This is a genomic window from Burkholderia cepacia ATCC 25416, from assembly GCF_001411495.1.
Taxonomy (GTDB): domain Bacteria; phylum Pseudomonadota; class Gammaproteobacteria; order Burkholderiales; family Burkholderiaceae; genus Burkholderia; species Burkholderia cepacia.
The window spans coordinates 1,897,808-1,917,974 of the sequence record NZ_CP012982.1; the positions used below are offsets into that span (position 1 = coordinate 1,897,808).

Here is a 20,167-nt window from a genome sequence, read left to right on the forward strand (position 1 = left end):
GACTTTGACAGCAGAATGTCAGGATTCGGTCGGGCAATCGTCGGATGGCCGCAGAATCGAGGGTGGCCGGCCGTCGCCAGCCGGTGTGTGGGCGGTCAGTGCAGGCCGGCCGATGCGATCGAGCGCACGGTGTCGGTGATGTTCACGCAGCGCGACAGGCCGAAATGCTCGGCTTCCCGGCGCTCCGGTTCGCTGCTCGCGATCCCCACCGCGCGTTCGGGCGGTACGCCGAGTGCCTGCAGTGCGACGTCGAAAGGATGCTGGTTTGATCCGGAGTCCTGCTGATTGGCGTCCGTGACGACGACCGAGAAGCGGTCGAGGTTCGCGCGGCCGAACTGGCCTTCGAACATGTCGCTGAGCCGTGCGGCCGGCAGCGTCGTGACGAGACCGAGTCGATATCCTTCTTCCGATGCCCGGTCGAGCCACTGGATGATCGCGTCGCGTTGATGGCGCGATTCATGCGAATCCGGTGTTGCTTCGATTTGCGCGAATGCAGCGTCGAGACGGGTGACGATGGCTTCGATAACCACGGTGATTCCTCTTCAGAAACGTGATGATCCGTTCGCCGACGGGAATGCCACACACCTTAGCGTCGATCCTGAAAACGCGACCAATTAATATTTTTATCCAACCTATACGGTTCGACTAATGAATCGGGGTGTGAGCCAGAACCGGCGCGGGATGCGTGTCGCGCGACATTTTTCGAGCGACATGCCTCGCATCGATGGTTTTCGATGTGATGCACCAAAGTCGCGCACGTTGTGGATGCAACCGTTATATGCATATAAAAAAACGGCATATCGAGCGATGGCCGCCCGAAATGCCGTTGTGCGATGCTCGCGTGCGAGTCGTCGCTCAGTGCAGCTTGATCGACGGCTGGTTGCGGCTTTGCAGCCAGTGGCTCAGCGACTGGAACAGCGCACGCTTCACGCCGACCACGCTGAACAGGTGCTTGCGATACAGGAACTTGTACAGGCCGATCGCGGCGAGCCCGTCGACGATCAGCGAGCGCGAACGCACGCCGAGGTCGGCCTGGTACACGGCGCCCGCATGCCCGAGCGACACGACGGTGCCTGCATCACGGAACGTGAAGCCGGCCACCGGCTTGCCGGCGACGCGGCGCGCAATCGCGTTGACCAGATACACGGCCTGCTGGTACGCAACCTGCGCGCGCGGCGGCAGGAAGCCGCTCGCACCGGCCGTCGGGCACGCGGCGCAGTCGCCGAACGCATACACGTGCGGATCGTCGGGTGTCTGCAGCGTATCGGTCACGATCACCTGGTTCGCACGATTGAGCGCGATGTCGCCGATTTCGCGCAGCATCGCGGGGCCCGCCACGCCGGCCGCCCAGATCGTGATGTCGCTCGCGAGCCGTTCGCCCGTCGCGGTCGTCACCGCATCCGCGCCGACTTCCGCCACGCGGGTATCGGTCAGCACGTCCACGTTCAGCGCGCGAAGCTGCGCGTGCATCTTGCCGGACAGCCGCGCGTCGAGTGCCGGCAGGATGCGCGGGCCGCCTTCGATCAACCGGATGTGCACGTCGCGTGCGGATACCAGCGCCTTGAAGCGGTACGTCGTCAGTTGCTGGATCGCATGCCGCAATGCCGCGGCCAGCTCGACGCCCGTCGCACCCGCGCCGATCACGTTGATGCAGATCGGCGCCGCCCGCCGCGCGGGTTGCTGCTCGGCCAGGTGATTCGCCTTCGTGCAGGCCGCGAGGAACTTCCGGCGGAAATCCTCGGCCTGGTCGAGGTTTTCGAGCGGCAGCGCATGGCGCGCGGCACCCGGCACGTTGAAGAAGTTCGTCACGCTGCCGACGGCGAGCACGAGGTCGTCATAGTCGAGCTCGCGCTGCGGCAGGATTTCCGTGCCGTCCGCGTCCTGTACGGCCGCGATCGTTGCGGTGCGTGCCGCGCGGTCGACCCGCTGCAGCGCGCCCTGCACGAAACGGAAACCGTGGCGCTTTGCTTGCGCCGCGTACTCGATCGTGTGCGATGCCGGGTCGCGATGGCCCGAAGCGGCTTCGTGCAGCAGCGGCTTCCAGAAGTGCGTCGGGTAGCGGTCGACGAGCACGACTTCGGCTTGGCCGCGGCGTCCGACCGTATCGCCGAGACGCGTGGCGAGGTGCAGGCCGCCGGCGCCGCCGCCGACGATCACGATGCGCGGCAGGCGCGGTGCGCGGTCCGTTGCAAGGTTGGGCGTGGTGTTGTCCATGTGGGGCTCCCGCTGAATGACGATTCGGATGACATTGCTCAAGAACCGACGATATAGTTTCGAACCCACTCGAACAATTTAATGTTTATAAGCGACTCATATGTATTCACTTATAGGAAAGACCGCGACGTTCCGGCAGCTGAAGGCGCTGGACATGATTGCGCGGCTCGGCAGCGTGTCGCGGGCGGCCGAGGAGCTGAACCTGACGCAGCCGGCCGTGTCGCTGCAGGTTCGCCTGCTCGAGGAGGCGGTGGGCGCCGCCTTGCTGCAGCGGGTGGGGCGCGGGGTACAGCTGACCGCGGCCGGTGAGATCGTGTCGCGCTATGCGCGCGAGATCCTGCATCTGTGGAGCGAGGCCGGCGACGAAGTGGCCGCGCTGACCGGCGATCTCGGCGGCACGTTGCGGATCGGTGCGATCACGACGGCCGAGTACCTGATTCCGCCGCTGCTCGTGAAATTCACCGCGACGCGTCCGCATGTGAAGACTTATTTCAAGGTTGGAAATCGCGACGACATCATCCGCATGCTCGCCACGCATGAAATCGATCTCGCGGTGATGGGCAGCGCGCCGAAGGAGTTGCGTACGCATGCGGTGGAGTTCGCGAAGCATCCGATGGTGTTCGTCGCGGCGCCTGGTCATCCGCTGATGCAGCGCAAGCGCATCTCGCTGAAGGATCTCGAATCCGCGCACCTGCTCGTGCGCGAACGCGGCGCGGGCACGCGCTCGACCGTCGAGAACCTCTTCAAGACGGCCGGCCACCGCTTCCATGTGGGCTCCGAACTGTCGAGCAACGAGGCGATCAAGCAGATGGCCGAAGCCGGGCTCGGTGTCGCGTTCCTGTCGTTGCACGCGTGTGCACTCGAATTGCGCACCGGGCTGCTCGGGCAACTGCCGTTCCCCGGCAACCCGATCGAACGCGAATGGTATGTGGTCACGCTCGCCGACCGGCGCATTTCGCAGGTCACGGGGCTGTTCCGCGATTTCCTGATCAAGCAGGGCGCGCCGGTGATCGACGGCGCGACGGTGGCATCGCACGAGCGGCGGCGCAAATAAGCGGCGCAAATGAGCGTCCGACACCGGCCGTGCGGCCGGTCAGACGAGCCCGAAATCGTCGTTGCTGTCGGGGATCGACGCGAGCAGCCGTTCGAGCCGGTACCAGCCCACGATGCGCAGGCACCGGACGGCGATCGTGGTGCGGTCGTTGCGGGAGCGGGGGCCGGACGAGGGGCGGGTGGCGGCGGGCGACGGCGCGGTGAGCGCGGCGCGTTGCGCAAGGCAGTGAGGCATGACGGTCTCCGTAGGTGTCGGATGGGGCCATCGTAAGCGGCACGGCGCCCGCCGGCGCACACGCAAGGATGGCCCCGAGCAGAAACGGATGATCTTTTTCTGCTCAGCCGGGGTGAGCCGCCGACAGGCCCGGCAGGCGGGCCGAAAACGCGTCACAATGCGCGTTCGACATCCCCATCAACCGGAGGAAGGCCATGAGCGATGCGATTCTCGCGGCGCCGACGGACAACGGCGTCCCGGTCAGCCTGCGCTCCAGCCTCGGGCTCGGCTGGCAGGGCTTCGGCGCGTCGCTGCTGGAAATCCGCGCGGGCACCTACCGGATTCCGGCGGCCGAGCATCACCGGATCGGCGTGCATATCGGCGGGCCCGTTCGCGCGGATTGCGTGTGCGACGGCGAGCGCGTATCGCGTATCCAGGCGCATGGCGACGTCGACGTGATTCCGGCCGGTTTGCCCGGCCAGTGGACCGACAGCGCCGACTGCCGGATCCTGCACATCATGCTCAGCGACACGTTCGTGCGGCGCACCGTCGAGCAGCTCGAACTGAAGCCGTCGGAGGGGCAGATCCGCCGCAGGCTGCAGGTGCGTGACCCGCGCCTTCAGCACATCGCGTGGGCGATGGCGGCCGAACTCGAAGCGGACGACGCGTCGGATCCGCTCTATGCGGAAAGCCTGTGCACGGCGCTCGTCGCGCGGCTCGTCGACGGCCAGCCGGCGTTTCGCGAGCGCCGCCGCACGCTCGCGCCGAAGGCGGCCGCGCGCGTGATCGACTATGTCGAAGCGAATCTCGAGCGGCGCATGACGCTTGCCGAACTCGCGGCGCTCGTGTCGATCAGCGTCCCGCATTTCAAGGTGCTGTTCCGCGAAACGCTCGGGATGCCCGTGCATCAGTACGTCGTGCGGCGCCGGGTCGAGCGGGCGAAGGCGTTGCTGCTCGAAGGCCGGCTGAGTATCAGCCAGATCGCGCTCGAAGCCGGGTTTGCGCACCAGAGTCACATGGCGAACTGGATGAATCGCGTGGTGGGTGCGACGCCGACGGAGATTGCGCGATCGGGGGGGCGGGGTGGGTTGAGGCTGGCGTATGAGGGCGAGGGGAAGGGCTGACGCATAGCTACAAGTCCGGTGACTGTGTCGGTTTCGGTAGCTGTTTCGACACGACCACTGTGATTGCAGGCAATCGGTTGGGAATCCGGGCATGAATGTACACAGATGCGGCGGTGTGTCTGGGGCAGTAATGGGGTTGGTGAAAGGTAGCGCGAGTGGATGCCACCCCTAACCTAAACAGCGGTGATGGCGGTTTTATGGCCTAGTGATATAGAAACAAGAGTGGATTCCCAAGGCATGCTTTTACTTCATTGACTGGCACGCACTGTGGACCTACTCCTTCAGAATATTTACTTGTCAATCGTGCGAAGCAGGATGCGTTGGCGATGGCTTGCTTGTAGATTTTTGAGTTCTTGGTGGTCGATAAATTCAATTCCTCAGTCAGCCCAAATCCTCTTTGAAAATCGTAATTAATAGTTCTCTGTACATCGATGGCGAATAGATATTTATCCCAACATTTCTTGTATTCTGATGTTGCGTAAGGGGAGTCGCTGTGAAGTGATAATTTGTGGCGAAGATTGATATCTCCGACTATAAAAAAATACTCGGGCCTCGGGAGCCATGCTATTGCGTCACCGTAGCCGTGGAGGTAAGCCTTTTGAAGATCTCCATTTATGAATGCCTCTCGACCTCTCTCTTCGGCTTCCCTTGCATTTTTAATGCTCTCATTTTTGTTTATATTTTCTCGATATCCTTCGACTGTTCTTCTGAACATGGTCCACTCGGTTGCGGGGCTGCTGTTCAAATCAGGTGATGCGAATGACCAATCGGAGAACCCGATGATCGCAACGAGAAAGCAAGCGGTGTAAAGGGAGCAGCTACGCACTATCTTGTTCTCCGAGGTTGACCTTTGACAATGAGGGTGCCTACGCTGTTTCCGTCTGGACCGCGGTGGCGAACAAGCGTTTCGTGAATCTCGGACCACTTCTTCAGGTGCACAACGGTAACGCATCCTTCCGATACGTTTCCCACGTGAACATATCTGCTGTTGTTGCCATGGGCGATAGGAAACCAGACTTGATGATGGGATAGATTTGGATATTCGCGTTTATACTGCTCGGTATATTCTTTTTTGTGAGGGAAGTCGGGTAGCAAAATTGTATAGGTTCCGGGTGGGATAGGATGAAATTCGCCGCCCCAGCTTGTGTTCATTGTCGCTTCAAACCTGATTTCGCCGAGTGTCCCGCTGGCTAATTGCTGTGGCAACATTCTCTTTCGAGTGATTGATTCCCAACTCTCATCATAAGCGCCATAGGTCATGACGAGTTCGACAGATTTTTGTGTGGGCGCTGTCTTGCCAAGGTATTGGCTGGCGTTCGAATCTGACAGAAAGGCGATTGTTCCCCGAGATTCCCCTTCCATTACCTTGAAGTAAGTGCGGCCATTTTTGCTGCCAATAAGCGTGACTTTGCAATACTTGAAAAGTGATTTCCACTCTGGACGTGGAAGATCGTCTCTCCCGACAAGTAACCAGCCACTGTCGATGTCGACTTTATTGACGTAACGTATCACGTCAGTTTGAACTACTTGGAAGCTATGCGGTGTAGTATTGGTCGCGGCGTTGGCCGACCATGCGAGATTTGTCATCGATCAGTCCTGGATTTAACGTGTAAGCAGCCAATCCATATCTGGTTCGATGGTTAGGCTCTGTGTTTCTACGCAAATTACGCGCTCAGTACGTCCATGCATGTCGGTGGTTCCGCGATATACCGTGCCGTCTGCTGCCGTGATTTTGTAAGGCATCCCTGGAATCGAATGCCCGTCCAGATCACGCAAGATGAATTGCTCGTCGTAACCACAGCCGTTCGCGAATGCGGTGTGAGCGGAGACCATGTTCGCTGGGGCCGTCCGTGCTATAAGCACCGCTCCGCAGGTCGTTCTATGCCCTTCGACGGCCATGGGCCGATCGTCACTTATCGACGTTTCGAGGCCTTCTGCGATTTTGAAAATATGGGGCGGGCATTTTGGGCAGGTCACAAGATCGCCTTGGCGAGCAATTGGAATGTCGTTCCATGTGTGAAATTGATTTCCGGATATGACAACCCCTCCGTGAGAAGTCATATCCCCCACGACACACTGCGCTCGACCTATCAGACTGGCTCTCATTGACCGCTCCATATTATTGCGGATTTAAAATATTGCTTCGATTGGGATGGCGTGCTTCATTGTTGAAAGCAAGTTAATTGGCTATATAGCCATCTTCTAACAAAAGGAGGTTTGGAATAAGAAGAAGTGAACCCGATGCGAGCAAGAAAGTACATGAGATGCATCCTTAAAAATATAGAGATGAATCTGATTTTTATTGAGATTGCTCGGAATCCCGTAATGGGAATCTGGTCTGTACGTCTCGTCCATGGGCGAGCAGGGCGATCAGTGGGGACTCCCCGCGCGGGGAGTGATCTGGCCTTGTTGAGCAACTGCGATTTGTGCGGTTGGTTGTTAGCCGCAGGTTAGAACGTGAGCAACTGTCAAATTTATTCGCGCTCAATAACTCGCAAAAGTTCGGTGCGTCGTTTCGACATGGTGCCCAACGCCTGAGTCGGAAGTGGTGTTTCGGCAGCGCCAACGAAATCGCGATCATCTGAGACTCAGTTCTTTAGACATGAGTCTCGGGTGATCAGCGTGGCACATTCTCGTCGTCGAGCTTATCCCACTCAGCATCAGCCGCTTCACCAAGGCGGCCAACTGTCAAGGCGATCAGACGCAAGTAAATACCGTCTCCGGGTGGCTCTTGTATTCCCGTTGCTTCGCTTCCGTCCCCTTGATTACAAAGACCGTGAGGTGTCGAACGCGTGCTACTGGGGTTTATCCGGTTCCGCGAAAAACCGTCAAACATTGAATCGTTCGTCCATTTCTGTCCGATTCATCCGTTTGTGTCCGACACCCTGGCTCTCCGACTCGACAATCACCCCACCTTCATCCCCCCAGGAGCGAACCGTGTTCGTGATCTTCGGAGCATCAGGCAACGTCGGCCAGTCGACCGTGACGACCTTGCGCAACGCCGGCCATCCCGTGCGCGCGGTGTTGCGCGACGTACGCCATCGTGAACGCTTCGCGCAGCTTGGCTGCGATGTCGTGATCGCCGAGCTGACGGACGTGAACGCGGTCGCATCCGCGATCGACGGCGCACAGGCCGTACAGATACTGTGCCCGGTACCCGTCGCCGACCCCGATCCGGCCGCGACGATGGCGCGGACGATCGACGTCGCCACCGCCGCACTCGCCGCAAACCCGCCGCCTGCGCTACTCGCCCTGTCGGATTACGGCGCGGAGCGCGAAGGCAACACGGGCATCACGCGTCTATTCCATTACCTCGAGGAGCGGCTGAGAACGATCCCGACGCAATTGACGCTGCTACGTTCGGCCGAGCATATGCAGAACTGGGCGCGCGTGCTGCCGGTCGCGCTCGGCACCGGCGTGCTGCCGAGCTTCCACCATCCGGTCGGCAAGGTGTTCCCGACGGTCTGGGCGCCCGATGTGGGCGTCGTCGCGGCGCGGTTGCTGCTCGATGCGCCCGAGGGCGGCAACGGGCCGCGCATCGTCAGCGTCGAAGGGCCGCAGCGGGTGAGCGTGGCGGCGATCGCCGATACGCTCGGCGCGGCGGCGGGCCGGTCCATCGTCGCGCATGAACTGCCGCGCGACACCTGGGCCGCGACGCTGCTGCGCGCGGGCCTCAGCGAACGCCATGCACAGTTGATCGTCGATCTCTACGACGTGCACAACGCCGGACAGATCGACGTCGAGGAGGGCGTGTCGGAGCGGCTTTACGGCACGACGGCGCCGGCCGATGCACTTGCGCAGCTGTTGCGCCAGCACGCGCGCTGATCGACGCGGCGGCGAGCGTTGCGCGTGTTGCGCATCACGCCTGTCGCCGCACCTTGTTCAGTACCGCATACGAAAGCGACCCGATCACGATCCCCCAGAACGCGGAACCGAGCCCGAGCCACGTCATGCCCGACGCGGTCGCGAGGAACGTGATCACCGACGCCTCGCGGTGATTCTCGTCCTCGAAGATCCCGTGCACGTTCGCGCCGATCGCGCCGATCAGCGCGAGCCCCGCGAGGATCGCGACGAACGCCTTCGGCAGCGCGAAGAACACCGTGACGATCGTGCCCGCGAAGAGCCCGCCGACCAGGTAGAACGCACCGTTCGCGAGCCCGGCGACGTAGCGCCGGCCCGCATCCTCGTGCGCGTCCTTGCCGGTGCACAGCGCCGCGGTGATCGCGGCGACGACGATCGTGATCCCGCCGAAGCACGCGACCACGAGCGACATCACGCTGGTCGCCGTGATGATCGGGCGCGCGGGCGTGTGATAGCCGGACACGCGCAGGATCGTCATGCCCGGCAGGAACTGGCCGGTGAGGCTGACGACGACGAGCGGCAGCGCGAGGCTGAGCGTCGTGCCGAGCGTCCATTCGGGCGCGATGAAGATCGGGTGCGCGATGCTCGGCGACACGTTGCCGAGATGCGTCATCCCGAGCGCCGTCGCGAGCGCGGCGCCCGTCAGCAGCACGAGCACGATGCTGTAGCGCGGCAGCAGGCGCTTGAAGATCACGTAGGCCGCGATCATCCCGAATGCGAGCGCGGGCTGCTCCGATGCGGCGGCGAACGCGTGCGTGCCGAACGGCAGCAGGATGCCGGCCATCATCCCGCATGCGATGCCGCGCGGAATGTGACGTACGAGCCGGTCGAAATAGCCGGTTACGCCGATCAGCAGGATGATCAGCGCGGCCGTGATGTAGGCGCCGACGGCCTGGTTGAGCGTCAGTTGCGGAAACAGGCCGACGAGTAGCGCGGTGCCGGGTGCCGACCACGCGGTGACGACCGGCACCTTCAGCTTCCAGCTCGCGAACAGGCCCGAGATGCCCGCGCCGATCGAGATCGCCCAGACCCACGACGACACTATTTCATTGGACACGTGCGCGGCCTGCGACGCCTGGAAGAAGATCGCGAGCGGGCCCGCGTAGGAAATCAGTACCGCGAGAAAGCCCGCGGTGATCGCGGAAACGGACCAGTCGTTGCCGATCGCGCGGATTGCGCCGGGCGGGGTGTTCGATTGCATCGTCGTGGGGGCGTGCGGCGCGTGGCCGGGGGCAGAGCCGGGGCGAATGATTGTTGGAAGCCCCGGACGAGCCGCCATTCTGGACATTGGCGGCGCAATTGGCAATGCGCGGGCACGAGCGGTGTCGTCGGCATTTCGTAAGAAAAATGCGGCGCGGCGGACGAATCGCCGGCCGTACGGCCTGACGCCCGCGTCGCTGAATCGGGCTGCTTCACGAAGAAGTGCGGCTCCGCCGCACGTCACGTACTGACCTGCAGCACCTTGTCGACCACCGCCACCTTTACCCCGCTCCCCGTCGACAGCGACGCCGTGCCCTGGTCGAACGGATGCACGGGCGTATCGGTCGGCGTCCACGCATGGCGCGCGAGCAGCTCGCGATACCCGCCGCGGATCACGAAGCCGCCGCATTTCTTCGCATACGCGTCGCGCCGCATCCGGTACGCGCGCGGCAGGTCGTACCACGGCAGCTTCGGCAGGTCGTGATGAACGAGGTGGTAGTTGTTGTTCAGGTACAGCAGCCGCATCGCGAAGCCGGCCTCGTTGATCGTGATGCGCGCCTTCGGGTGCCGCGCGGCGCGGTGCTCGTACAGCGAGCGGATCATCGCGAGCGACAGCGCGGGCCACGTGACGGCCAGCAGGTAGTACCACCACGGCACGCCGATCTCGCGTTGCAGCCATGCGAGCAGCACGACCACGCAGGCTACGTGCATGATCCACATCGGCAGATGGCGGAAGTCGCCGCGCCGGAACCTGGCGACCGCATCGGCGACCGTCGCGGCGACGGCGAGCGGCGGCCCCACGACGATTCGTCCGATGAAAGTCTTGCGCGCGACCGTCAGCGCGCGACGCCAGCGCGGCAGCCGCGCCCAGCGTTCGCGCGTTACGTAGTTCGTTTCGGGATCGACGCCCGGCACGGTCAGGTCTTCGTCGCGGTGATGGTCGAGGTGCGTGTCGCGATACAGCGTGTACGGATACCAGACCGTCAGCGGCGGATAGCCGAGCAGCTTGTTCACGAACGCGGAACGCGTCGGATGGCCGTGCAGCAGTTCGTGCTGCAGCGACATGTGCCATGCGCCGAGCAGGATCAGCGGCGGCGTCGCGGCCGCGAGCGACAGGTAGCGTTCGCGCACGAGCACCAGCACGGCGAGCCAGCCGCCGTAAATCGCGGCGACCAGCAGCCAGGTCGGCCATTCGGTACGGGCGGTGAAGCGGGCGTGGAGCGCGGCGATCGCACGCGCGTGGTCGACGTCGAAGTATTCGGCCATGGCGTTGAGGCAGGATTGAACGGGCAGTGCGGGGAACGAGCGGTTGAACCGGTGCGCTCGGCCCGGTGCGCAGGTGTCTCGCGGATCACGGTCGGTCTGTCCGGTATCGCGACGATGGCGATGCTCGGGCAGGCATCACGACGGTACCGGGATCGCCCGGCACGGCCAACCAATCGATTCGCATTTGCTTATCGCCGCGCGGCCGATAAGCTTCGGGCGCGCGGCATGACGGTCGTGCCCCCGTTCCGGCGTGATGAACCGGGTTTCGCTGTGCCGCCGTCGCTGCGTAGAATGCCCGCATGAGCCAATGGATCGCCGCCCTGCCGATGTACAACGTGACGCCGCGCCATGCCGTGCTGTGGCGCGCGCTGCTGCGCGACGCGCTCGCCGCGTTCGCGAACGCGGGCGGGCCCGCCGACGTCGCGCTGCCCGACGAACCGTTCGGCGACCTGCACGCGCTGTGGCGGCGCGGTGATCTGCTGCTGTCGCAGACTTGCGGCTTTCCGTACCGGATGCTGGGCTTGCGCGACGACGTGCGATTGATCGCGACACCGCGTTTCGATGCGGACGGCTGCGACGGCGCGCGATACCGCAGCATGCTGGTCGTGTCGGCACGCGCCCATGCGGGCGGCGCGACGACGCTCGCCGCCTGCCGGGGACTGCGGGCCGCGTTCAACGGCGACGACTCTCACAGCGGGATGAACGCGCTCCGGCATGCGGTTGCGCCGCATGCGCTCGACGGACGCTTCTTCGGCTCGGTTACCGCGCTCGGCTCGCACCTGAACGTGCTGCGTGCGCTGGCTGCGGAAGAGGTAGGTTGCGCGGCGATCGACTGCGTAACGTTCGCGTATGTGCGCGACGCGCTGCCCGGGTTGCTGAAGGACATCCGGGTCATCGGCATGAGCGCCGCCGCGCCGGGATTGCCGTTCATCGCATCACGGGCGCTGGAAGATACGCGGGTCGCCGCATTGCAGGATGCGCTCGACGTCGCGGTCGCGGCCGATGCGGAACGCGCGCGCGTGCTGCGGCTGAAGGGATTCGAGCGGCTTTCGCCGGAAGACTACGACACGATTGCCGTGTTTGCTCGGGACGCCGCCGCGCACGGGTATCCGGAACTGGGATGATGCGCGGCGGTGCGGTGCACCGCAGGGCGGCGCGCAACGGCGGAACCGTCCGCGCCGCTTCCCGTCACTCCTCGTCCATCAACCGGACCTTGACCCGCTTGCCCTTGATCTTCCCCGCATTGAGCTTGCGGAGCGCGTCGCGCGCGACGCCGCGCTCGATTGCGACATAGGTCGAGAACTCGGTGACGTTGATCTTGCCGATCTGCTTGCCGTCGAACCCGGCGTCGCCGGTCAGCGCGCCGAGCACATCGCCCGGGCGGATCTTGTCCTTGCGTCCGCCGAGGATCTGCAGCGTTTCCATCGGCGGCGTCAGCACGCCGTCGTCGGCCGGCTTCAGTTCCGCGAGCGGATGCCATTCGACGTCACGCTTCTGCGCCTGCTCGATCGCACCGACGCGGCCCATCTCGTCCATGCTCGCGAGGCTCAGCGCCCAACCGTCCTGATCCGCGCGACCCGTCCGGCCGATGCGGTGCACGTGCACTTCGGGATCGGGCGTCACGTCGACGTTGATCACGGCTTCGAGCTGCGCGATGTCGAGCCCGCGCGCCGCGACGTCGGTCGCCACCAGCACCGAGCAGCTGCGGTTCGCGAACTGGATCAGCACCTGGTCGCGCTCGCGCTGGTCGAGCTCGCCGTGCAGCGCGAGCGCGTGGAAGCCCTGTGCGTGCAGCACGTCGAGCAGGTCGCGGCACTGCTGCTTCGTGTTGCAGAACGCGATCGTGCTCACCGGCCGGTAATGGTTCAGCAACTGGCCGACCGCATGCAGACGCTCGTTCTCCGTCACTTCATAGAAACGCTGGCGGATCTTGCTGTTGTCGTGACGCTCCTCGAGCTTCACTTCCTTCGGATTGCGCAGGAACTGCTGGCTCAGCTTGACGATGCCGTCCGGATAGGTCGCGGAGAACAGCAGCGTCTGGCGCGTGGTCGGGCACATCCGCGCGACCTTCGCGATGTCGTCGAAGAAGCCCATGTCGAGCATCCGGTCGGCTTCGTCGAGCACCAGCGTGTTCAGCGCGTCGAGCTTCAGGTTGCCGCGATCGAGGTGATCCATGATGCGGCCCGGCGTGCCGACGACGATGTGCGCGCCGTGCTCGAGGCTCTGCGCCTGCGGGCGCATCGGCGTGCCGCCGCAGAGCGTCAGCACCTTCACGTTCTCCTCGGCGCGCGCGAGGCGGCGCACTTCCTGCGCGACCTGGTCGGCGAGTTCGCGCGTCGGGCACAGGATCATCGCCTGCACGTCGAAGCGGCGCGCGTCGAGGCGGGCCAGCAGCGCAAGCGAGAACGCGGCGGTCTTGCCGCTGCCCGTCTTCGCCTGCGCGATCAGGTCCTGGCCGGCCAGCGCGACCGGCAGGCTCGCGGCCTGGATCGGCGTCATGTCGACATAACCGAGCTGGGCGAGGTTGGCGAGCGTGGCCGGCGTCAGCGGCAGCGCGCTGAAGGGCGTGGCGGTCGGCTGGGTCATTGGAGGTCTCCGAGGTAAGGCTTGCCTTCCATCTGTTCGTAGACGACGTTGCCTTCATCGTCCTCGAAGCGCTCGAGGTAGTTGCGGGCGCCGCACAGCGGGCAGCGGAACAGCAGCCCCTGGCCTTCGTCCTTGATGACGACGTCGGACTGTTCCCACTGCGTGCCGCAGCTCTGGTTTCGGCAGGTAAACACGGATTTTTCTCCAGCTGAATTCGGTTGGGCGCCCCGGCATGTCGGGTAAGGGCGCCGGTATTGCGCGGTCGTGGCGCGCGGCGTCCGCGCGAAAGGGCGGGGCGCGGTGCAGCCGTTCGCGTGATGGTTCGTCGGGGTGGATGATGGATCGGGGCGCGATCACAGGACAGGAACGCGCGTGGCGCAATTCTAGCGGATACGTGGTGGCGCAGGCAGTTTCGCGACGGGGTGCGGCGTTACTACGTGTCGAACCTGCGTTCCGGCGCAGCGCGAGTTGCGTAGGCCGGCGAGCGCGTTGGCGCATCGAGAACAGCATGCACTGGGTACCGGCATTGGTTTTCGGCGGAGACCGATGCTGGATTCGCATTGACCAGCGGTACGAAATTGGCGATCTTGCGGCGCTTCTGCTCGAATCCGTTCAGATACTTGTCTCGGCACCGTTCTTTGTCTGTGACCTTTCATTCGACCGGCCGTGGTTTAGTTTCGAATGCAACTGTTTTCGGATTTGTCCCATAGACGGGAGTGTGGCAATAGATAACTATCGCTGCCGGACGTCCAGCATGCGCTGTCATACACCATCGACTCTCCTGAGAGACTACGTTGCATCACTGATGCGAGTCACCGGCTGGAGGATCGCGCTTCTGTCTTCCAATGCCGCTGACCAGGGCAGTTGTACAGCCTGTCAAGGTAGGAAGTTCATGGATGTCCGTCTGCGACGGCCGGTTCGGCGAAAGTTCCGCGCGGGCTTGTACGTTTGCCATTCATTCGCCACCGCCTATCGGGCGACGCAAGACGCGATAGGTTTGTTGTGGCAGAGAGCTCACGATACCCATGCAATCCGACCTGCGCTTCACCCAATCCGCCCTGCGCTTCACCTTCACCGCCGGCGACGAATTGTTCGAAGTCGTTGAATTCACGCTGCACGAAGGTTTATCCGAAACCTTCCTGTTGCAGGTGGAACTGGCGAGCGCGAATCCCGCCATCGACTTTGGCGAGGTGCTCGATCGCAACGGGTTGCTCACGATTTGGCAGGGCGGGCAGCCGGTGCGTTACGTGCATGGCGCCATCTCGTCGTTTGTTCAGCGTGACACGGGCTTTCGACGTACTCGCTATTCCGCGGTGGTCGAGCCGCGTTTGGCGCGTCTGAAGCTGTCCTCCGACTGGCGCATCTTCCAGACTTTGAGCGTGCCCGAGATCGCCACGGCCGTGCTCAAGGCACACCATCAAACGCTGGACTACGAGCAGCGTGTCACCAACGAGCATCTGGCGCGCGAGTATTGCGTGCAGGCAGGCGACACCGACTACGATTTCATCGAACGTATCTTGCGCGAGGATGGCTTCTTCTACGCCTTTCAGCACCGCGCCGACGGTCATCGGTTGATCCACTGCGATCGGCTGTTTATCTTCGGTCGTCAGCAGGGCGAGCCGGTGATCTACAACCCCACGCCCGGCGGCGACCAGCCGCAGCCATGCCTGCGCACCTTCGCCTATACGGAGAACGTGCGTACCGCGCGTCAGGTGCAGCGCGACTACACGTTCAAGAGTCCACGCTATCCGCACGAGTACCCGCGCGAAGGCACCGACCTCGATCACCAGGGTCGCGGCTACGCGCGCTACGACTACCCGGGCCGCTACAAGCATGAAGCCAGCGGCAAGGCCTTCACGCAGGACCGCCTGCGTGGTCACCGTCGCGATGCGCGAGTCGCGCGGGTTACCGGCGATGATGCGCGCCTGCAACCCGGCATCGCGTTCGACCTCACCGGCCACCCGCGCGAGGACATGAACCGCGGCTGGCGCCCGGTGAGCATCGTGCATCACGGCGTGCAGACCACCAGCCAGGCGGAGGAGGGCGCTGACGCGCAGCAGGGCACGCACTACCGCTACGACGCGGTGCTGGTGCCCGACGATGCCGAGTGGCGCGCCGAGCCGCTGCCGCGCCCGCGCATCGACGGCCCGCAGCCGGCGACCGTGGTCGGCCCCGAAGGCGAAGAGATTTACACGGACGAGTACGGCCGGGTAAAGGTGCAGTTCCCGTGGGATCGCGAAGGCAAGCACGACGAGCACAGCTCGTGCTGGATCCAGGTCGCGCAGAACTGGGCCGGCGCGACCTGGGGCCACATGGCGATCCCGCGTATCGGGCAGGAAGTGATCGTGGTCAACCTGGATGGCGATCCGGACCAGCCTCTCATCATCGGGCGGGCGTACAACCGGCTGCAGTTGCCGCCGTACGAGCTGCCGCGGCACAAGACGCGGATGACGATCAAGAGCCAGACGCACAAGGGCGAGGGCTACAACGAACTGCGCTTCGAGGACGAGAAGGATCAAGAGGAAATCTACGTCCACGCGCAGAAGGACCAGAACATCCACGTCAATCACGACGAAACCACCTTCGTCGGCAACGACCGCAACGAACAGGTCGAGCACGACGAAACCATCGCCATCGGTAACGATCGCAAAGAGACCGTTGGGCGCGACGAGCAGGTCACCATCGGCCAGGACCGTCGCCACGATATCGGCCAGGACGACTTCTTGACCATCGGCCGCAACCACACGATCCACACGGGCAAGGACCGTACCGAGGAAGTCGGCAACCATCGTCGCGACAAGACGGCGGCTAACCACACGGCAGATATCGGCGGACATCTGACGCAGCGCGTGCAGGGGCGTGCCGAGCTGGAGGCGGGACAGGCCATTCGGCATCGCACCAAGGTCTATGAAATCCATGCTGCTGAAGTCCTAGAAGTCAAAGGCCCGGGCGGCACTGTGCGCATCGATGGCGGCGGCATCACGCTGGAAGGCGTGGCGATTCGTACGAAGGGGCCGATGACCCAGCAGAGCGGGGGAACGAGCAATCCCTTCGCCATCACGGGCGCACCGGCCTCCGGCAAGCCGCTCGATCGGCGGTGCGGCCGCCGTCCGGATGGCACATGTCCGCTCGCTGATTGCACCTGCCTGGGGGGGCGAGCGAAATGATCAATACACCGGCGTCGCCGCTGCTCACATGGCAGCGCCTGGACCTTCCTGTAGACGCGCTACCCGACAGCCCCTTCCGCCATCTTCTGCTGATGACCGTGCCCTTGCAGAACTGGGTCTACCGCCCACCCCCGCAGCAAGGGGAGTGGCAGCCCGCCTACGCGCCCGGGGTACTGGATCTGGTCCAGGAGTGGGACCCGTTTCCGCATCGCGCCTGGCTCTGGCAGCACGGCCCGCTCGACGATATCTACGACCAAGGCCCCCTGTTGGTGGACGCCACCGCGCAGCATGCCCTGATGCAGCACGCGCTGGCGGAATGGGTGCCCATCGGAGGTGCCGTCGTCATCGGCGCCGACGCTGACCTGGACACGCTCGCCACCCATCTCAGCAGCCTCGTGCAGATTGCCTTGCCGGACGAGAGCCAGGCGCATCTCGACATCCAGCCTCACCACCTCGCCGCATGGCTCGATGCCCTCGACGAGGATCAGCGCAACGTATGGCTCGGTCCCATGACCAGCCTGCTTTGGCGTACCCACTGGGGGCCGGTAAAGGCGTGGATGCGCCTGGATCGCACAGCCACGCCCAGCCGTGACGACAACGCCGCGCCGTTCACCTTGCGGCCACACGAATGGACCCGCTTCGACGCCAACACCAGCGAGCACTTCCTGCTCAGCCGCAGCTACGAAGTCCAGGCACTGCCGCAGCACGCGCGTCGCTCCCTCGATGACATCCGGCAGTGGGTCGCCCAACTGTTGCAGGTCGCTGCCCAGCTCTACATCAGCGACGACGACGAGGCGAGACGCTACGTCGACTTGGTGGCTCGTCATCCCTGGTTGCTCGAAGACAGGGAAGCTGTCGCCATCCTCAACGACCTCACTGAATCTCCGCAGGCGCGGGTGCGCCAGCTCGCCGCCTTGGCGAACACCAAGGAGTCCTCCCATGACTAAGCCCACGGCCGGCGGTTCGTCCTCGGCTCCTTCGTGCAGTTCGCGCGTGCCCATCCTGCCGATTCGCTATGCCATCGTGCCGCGCGACGACAAGGCACCGTTCTACCGATATGCCGACGCCGGCTTCAAATTGGAAAAGGGCTTCAAGCCGCTCAAGCGCTCGGCCTACACCCTGCGCGCCCTGCGGCCGGGCTACGTCTACGTGTTCATGAAAGGAACGAAGGGCGAACAGCTGGTCATCCACGAATACGACGGTGAAGGGCGCTACAAGGAACTCAAGTACGGCAGCCTCGAGCAGTACCACCGCAAGGATCGTTACAAAACCGGAAACAGCATGGGTTGGGTGTGGGCCGACACCTGCCAGGACAAGGCCAAAGAGGTCTGGATCGGCTACAGCCCGCACCTGTGGACCAACGCCATGACCACCAGGATCACGTCCGACCCGGCCATGCGCCAGCGCCATATGCGCCGGCTCGACATGGCCGAGCTGACCTCCGGTGAAAAGGCCCCGTCCAGCCAGCCGCACGTGCTGCCCGCCAGTGCCCTGAGCAAGTGGGTTGAAGACTGCAAGCCCAAGAGCCAGCGCATCGCCCTGAACTGGAGCAGCCACGCCAGCAAGGACGACTTGCCCGTCAGCACCTTCCTGGCCCAGGGCCAGCACTATCGCTTCACCCAGCCGCGCGTGCCCGTGGTGGTCGTGCTCAACGACGCCGAAGGCATCAGCCTGGATCTCGGCCTGTCGGTTGCCGCCTATCAGCATCAACTGCGCGACATTCTGCCGACGCAGCAGGGTCAGGCTGCCGCGGGCCAAGGCAAGGACCAGCCCCAAGCGCCCAGCGTGCCCGCTTGCTTCCGCATGGATGTGGAAAAACTCAGCGCCCAGAGCAAGGACTACCACCACAAGAACCTCGTTGCCGCGGTGCTGGAGCAAACGTTGCAAAGCATGTACCCCGCCAACCAGCCCAAGACGGAAGTCTTGGTCAAGCTGCGCGAGGAGCATCGAACCAAGCAAGTGGGGGGCAAGCGCCGGGCGACGCCCTCCGAGCTGCGTTACCAGGTACTCACCGACAAGGGGGTGTCGCCCATCGGCAACCGCCTGGGTGATCGCATCGATACCGCCAAATACCACCAGTTCCTGGCCGAACGCGATCAACGCGAAGCGCAACTACGCACCCACCTGCGCACCGCGCTCCTGGCTTGCACCGACCACGACCAATGGCTGGCCACCGCCGAATCCCGCCATCGCAACGAGCCCACCAGTCTGGCTGCCGCCCTGGCCACCTATGACCGCGATGAGCAGTCGTCCGCCCGGGGCCTCGAAATGACCCTGGCCTTGATGCTCCATCCCATGAGCCAGGCCCTGCCGGGTACGGACGACGAGGATGCGCGCTTCCAACGGTTGAGCGCCTGGCTGGACCAGCACGACAGTCCGCTCTATCTCGCGCTCGCCCCATACAACCCGTTCAAGCAGAAGGCCGATGCGGTGGGCGTGCTGCTGGGCGCTGCCGATGGCGTCATCGAGGGTCTGGCCGGGCGCTTCCCGGCCGCCGCTGGCATCACCGATCTCACCGCCGAAGCGGTGACCACCGTGACGCTCAAGCGCCTGCAGGGCAAGACCCGCTGGGACGCCAGCCGCAACCTGCGTCAGCAGGTGCTCGCCGCCGCTGCCGAAGCCAATGCAGAGAAGGCCTTGGGTCTGCTAAGCGCACGCTACGGCGTCACCAACACGAAGTCGCTCACCGATCACCGCGTATACCTTGGACGGACTGATCCGACTCACGCGCCGGGAACAGCCAACGCTCGCGTTGCTCGGGAACCGCAAGACACCCGGCTACAAGGACTTCCGGGCGGCGCTTGGGCCAGCCATGGCGACGTGGCGGTCGCACCACCCGACGGTGCCGATCAAGCAGAGCCATTTCCAGGGCACGTGGCTAGCAAAGGTGCTCGGCGCGCTGATCGTGGTCAGTTGCGTCGGTCTCACCATTACCGTCGTGACCATGAAGCTCGCCATGGCCTCGTTACCGGCCTTGGCGATCGGCATCTTCGGTGGTCTTCGCCTGTTAGCTAGTAAGCGTCAGGATATTCAAAAGTAGTCCAAACCATAAGGAGCTTGATATGCGACCTATCGTACTCGTCGGCCACCGACACAGCTGTCCTATCCACGGTGAAGGTGTCGTCATCGGCGGCGCCGAGTCCGCCGCCATCAACGGTCGAGCCGTAGCGCGCGTGGGCGACCGCATCAGTTGTGGCGCGGTGATTCAAACCGGCTCGTCCGGCGCGGAGATCGAAGGCCAGCCGGTGGCGCGCGAAGGCGACACCACGAGCCATGGCGGCACTCTGGTCGAGGGCGAAGCAGGATGGCAGGTGGAGTGACAGCGGCTGTTGAAATCAGTCGGAAGTTATCTGTTCGAAGGTCCCGATGGCGGGCAGGTACTCGTCTCGGAGTCAGGCAACATGAGTGGGAATGTCCCGGCGATCCGCCGTGTGCAAATCGATGACCTGCGCCAGGTTATACGCCAAGAAGCCGTGCAGATC

18 protein-coding genes are annotated in these 20,167 nt (G+C 63.8%); 8 read left to right on the forward strand and 10 right to left on the reverse strand.

The features are described from left to right. Window positions 1-95: 95 nt before the first annotated feature. Both APZ15_RS25835 and APZ15_RS25840 read right to left on the reverse strand, forming a co-directional pair. Window positions 96-530 carry an HAD family hydrolase gene (locus APZ15_RS25835; RefSeq protein WP_021158004.1) on the reverse strand — a complete coding sequence of 145 codons (435 nt, stop codon included), beginning with the start codon at window positions 528-530 and terminating at the stop codon, window positions 96-98. A 325-nt stretch (window positions 531-855) separates the two neighbouring features. Continuing rightward, window positions 856-2,214 (reverse strand): NAD(P)/FAD-dependent oxidoreductase, encoded by a 1,359-nt coding sequence (locus APZ15_RS25840; protein ID WP_027790027.1) that lies wholly within the window; start codon window positions 2,212-2,214, stop codon window positions 856-858. A gap of 100 nt (window positions 2,215-2,314) precedes the next feature. Between APZ15_RS25840 and APZ15_RS25845 the strand changes: the two genes are divergently transcribed. Then, on the forward strand, window positions 2,315-3,268 hold the full coding sequence (locus APZ15_RS25845; protein ID WP_027790026.1) for a LysR family transcriptional regulator: 954 nt from the start codon (window positions 2,315-2,317) through the stop codon (window positions 3,266-3,268). Between the two features lie 39 nt (window positions 3,269-3,307). Here APZ15_RS25845 and APZ15_RS25850 read toward each other — a convergent pair whose 3' ends face one another. Continuing rightward, window positions 3,308-3,502 (reverse strand): hypothetical protein, encoded by a 195-nt coding sequence (locus APZ15_RS25850; protein WP_027790025.1) that lies wholly within the window; start codon window positions 3,500-3,502, stop codon window positions 3,308-3,310. Window positions 3,503-3,696: 194 nt separating this feature from the next. On the opposite strand from APZ15_RS25850, the gene APZ15_RS25855 reads away from it, so the two are divergent. Then, window positions 3,697-4,605 (forward strand): AraC family transcriptional regulator, encoded by a 909-nt coding sequence (locus APZ15_RS25855; RefSeq protein WP_027790024.1) that lies wholly within the window; start codon window positions 3,697-3,699, stop codon window positions 4,603-4,605. Between the two features lie 202 nt (window positions 4,606-4,807). Here the strand turns inward: APZ15_RS25855 and APZ15_RS41165 are convergent, their stop codons facing one another. From APZ15_RS41165 to APZ15_RS39850, 3 genes are all read right to left on the reverse strand, one after another. Continuing rightward, the gene (locus tag APZ15_RS41165; RefSeq protein ID WP_138143405.1) at window positions 4,808-5,320 is read right to left on the reverse strand and encodes a hypothetical protein; all 513 of its coding nucleotides are present in this window, start codon (window positions 5,318-5,320) and stop codon (window positions 4,808-4,810) included. A gap of 110 nt (window positions 5,321-5,430) precedes the next feature. Continuing rightward, complete coding sequence (locus APZ15_RS41170; protein WP_138143407.1) at window positions 5,431-6,192, reverse strand: hypothetical protein; 762 nt, start codon at window positions 6,190-6,192, stop codon at window positions 5,431-5,433. Window positions 6,193-6,207: 15 nt separating this feature from the next. Further along, entirely contained in the window at window positions 6,208-6,723 is a 516-nt protein-coding gene (locus APZ15_RS39850) for a PAAR domain-containing protein (RefSeq protein ID WP_080982181.1), read from the reverse strand. 819 nt (window positions 6,724-7,542) lie between these two features. Here APZ15_RS39850 and APZ15_RS25860 point away from each other — a divergent pair. Beyond that, window positions 7,543-8,430: an NmrA family NAD(P)-binding protein gene (locus APZ15_RS25860; RefSeq protein ID WP_027790023.1), complete on the forward strand. Its 888-nt coding sequence runs from the start codon at window positions 7,543-7,545 to the stop codon at window positions 8,428-8,430. A 34-nt stretch (window positions 8,431-8,464) separates the two neighbouring features. On the opposite strand, the gene APZ15_RS25865 is transcribed toward APZ15_RS25860, so the two are convergent. Then, window positions 8,465-9,667 (reverse strand): benzoate/H(+) symporter BenE family transporter, encoded by a 1,203-nt coding sequence (locus tag APZ15_RS25865; RefSeq protein ID WP_027790022.1) that lies wholly within the window; start codon window positions 9,665-9,667, stop codon window positions 8,465-8,467. Between the two features lie 239 nt (window positions 9,668-9,906). Next, entirely contained in the window at window positions 9,907-10,932 is a 1,026-nt protein-coding gene (locus APZ15_RS25870; RefSeq protein ID WP_027790021.1) for a fatty acid desaturase, read from the reverse strand. A gap of 299 nt (window positions 10,933-11,231) precedes the next feature. On the opposite strand from APZ15_RS25870, the gene APZ15_RS25875 reads away from it, so the two are divergent. Beyond that, on the forward strand, window positions 11,232-12,056 hold the full coding sequence (locus APZ15_RS25875) for a phosphate/phosphite/phosphonate ABC transporter substrate-binding protein (RefSeq protein WP_027790020.1): 825 nt from the start codon (window positions 11,232-11,234) through the stop codon (window positions 12,054-12,056). Between the two features lie 64 nt (window positions 12,057-12,120). On the opposite strand, the gene dbpA is transcribed toward APZ15_RS25875, so the two are convergent. Both dbpA and APZ15_RS25885 read right to left on the reverse strand, forming a co-directional pair. Further along, the gene (dbpA, locus tag APZ15_RS25880) at window positions 12,121-13,518 is read right to left on the reverse strand and encodes an ATP-dependent RNA helicase DbpA (RefSeq protein WP_027790019.1); all 1,398 of its coding nucleotides are present in this window, start codon (window positions 13,516-13,518) and stop codon (window positions 12,121-12,123) included. After that, the gene (locus tag APZ15_RS25885; protein WP_027790018.1) at window positions 13,515-13,712 is read right to left on the reverse strand and encodes a hypothetical protein; all 198 of its coding nucleotides are present in this window, start codon (window positions 13,710-13,712) and stop codon (window positions 13,515-13,517) included. The genes dbpA and APZ15_RS25885 overlap by 4 nt, the downstream gene beginning before the upstream one ends. An 831-nt stretch (window positions 13,713-14,543) precedes the next feature. Here APZ15_RS25885 and APZ15_RS25890 point away from each other — a divergent pair. Genes APZ15_RS25890 through APZ15_RS39860 form a run of 4 tightly spaced genes read left to right on the forward strand, consistent with a single transcriptional unit; the run spans window position 14,544 to window position 20,005 of the window. Beyond that, window positions 14,544-16,685, forward strand: a complete 2,142-nt coding sequence (locus tag APZ15_RS25890) for a type VI secretion system Vgr family protein (RefSeq protein WP_081040831.1) — start codon at window positions 14,544-14,546, stop codon at window positions 16,683-16,685. Then, window positions 16,682-17,632, forward strand: a complete 951-nt coding sequence (locus tag APZ15_RS25895) for a DUF4123 domain-containing protein (RefSeq protein WP_049096497.1) — start codon at window positions 16,682-16,684, stop codon at window positions 17,630-17,632. The genes APZ15_RS25890 and APZ15_RS25895 overlap by 4 nt, the downstream gene beginning before the upstream one ends. Further along, complete coding sequence (locus APZ15_RS25900) at window positions 17,625-19,700, forward strand: T6SS effector BTH_I2691 family protein (RefSeq protein WP_226153308.1); 2,076 nt, start codon at window positions 17,625-17,627, stop codon at window positions 19,698-19,700. Before APZ15_RS25895 ends, APZ15_RS25900 begins: the two co-directional genes overlap by 8 nt. A gap of 47 nt (window positions 19,701-19,747) precedes the next feature. Then, window positions 19,748-20,005, forward strand: a complete 258-nt coding sequence (locus APZ15_RS39860; RefSeq protein ID WP_059696203.1) for a PAAR domain-containing protein — start codon at window positions 19,748-19,750, stop codon at window positions 20,003-20,005. The last annotated feature ends 162 nt before the right edge of the window (window positions 20,006-20,167 follow it).

Bases quoted from the DNA above. Each gene is read 5' to 3' on its own strand.
- APZ15_RS25875 (WP_027790020.1), top strand. From the start codon at position 11,232: ATGAGCCAATGGATCGCCGCCCTGCCGATGTACAACGTGACGCCGCGC.
- APZ15_RS25840 (WP_027790027.1), bottom strand. From the start codon at position 2,214: ATGGACAACACCACGCCCAACCTTGCAACGGACCGCGCACCGCGCCTG.
- APZ15_RS39860 (WP_059696203.1), top strand. From the start codon at position 19,748: ATGCGACCTATCGTACTCGTCGGCCACCGACACAGCTGTCCTATCCAC.
- APZ15_RS25890 (WP_081040831.1), top strand. From the start codon at position 14,544: ATGCAATCCGACCTGCGCTTCACCCAATCCGCCCTGCGCTTCACCTTC.
- APZ15_RS25845 (WP_027790026.1), top strand. From the start codon at position 2,315: ATGTATTCACTTATAGGAAAGACCGCGACGTTCCGGCAGCTGAAGGCG.
- APZ15_RS25850 (WP_027790025.1), bottom strand. From the start codon at position 3,502: ATGCCTCACTGCCTTGCGCAACGCGCCGCGCTCACCGCGCCGTCGCCC.
- APZ15_RS25855 (WP_027790024.1), top strand. From the start codon at position 3,697: ATGAGCGATGCGATTCTCGCGGCGCCGACGGACAACGGCGTCCCGGTC.
- APZ15_RS41170 (WP_138143407.1), bottom strand. From the start codon at position 6,192: ATGACAAATCTCGCATGGTCGGCCAACGCCGCGACCAATACTACACCG.
- APZ15_RS39850 (WP_080982181.1), bottom strand. From the start codon at position 6,723: ATGGAGCGGTCAATGAGAGCCAGTCTGATAGGTCGAGCGCAGTGTGTC.
- APZ15_RS25865 (WP_027790022.1), bottom strand. From the start codon at position 9,667: ATGCAATCGAACACCCCGCCCGGCGCAATCCGCGCGATCGGCAACGAC.
- APZ15_RS25870 (WP_027790021.1), bottom strand. From the start codon at position 10,932: ATGGCCGAATACTTCGACGTCGACCACGCGCGTGCGATCGCCGCGCTC.
- APZ15_RS41165 (WP_138143405.1), bottom strand. From the start codon at position 5,320: ATGTTCAGAAGAACAGTCGAAGGATATCGAGAAAATATAAACAAAAAT.
- dbpA (WP_027790019.1), bottom strand. From the start codon at position 13,518: ATGACCCAGCCGACCGCCACGCCCTTCAGCGCGCTGCCGCTGACGCCG.
- APZ15_RS25900 (WP_226153308.1), top strand. From the start codon at position 17,625: ATGACTAAGCCCACGGCCGGCGGTTCGTCCTCGGCTCCTTCGTGCAGT.
- APZ15_RS25895 (WP_049096497.1), top strand. From the start codon at position 16,682: ATGATCAATACACCGGCGTCGCCGCTGCTCACATGGCAGCGCCTGGAC.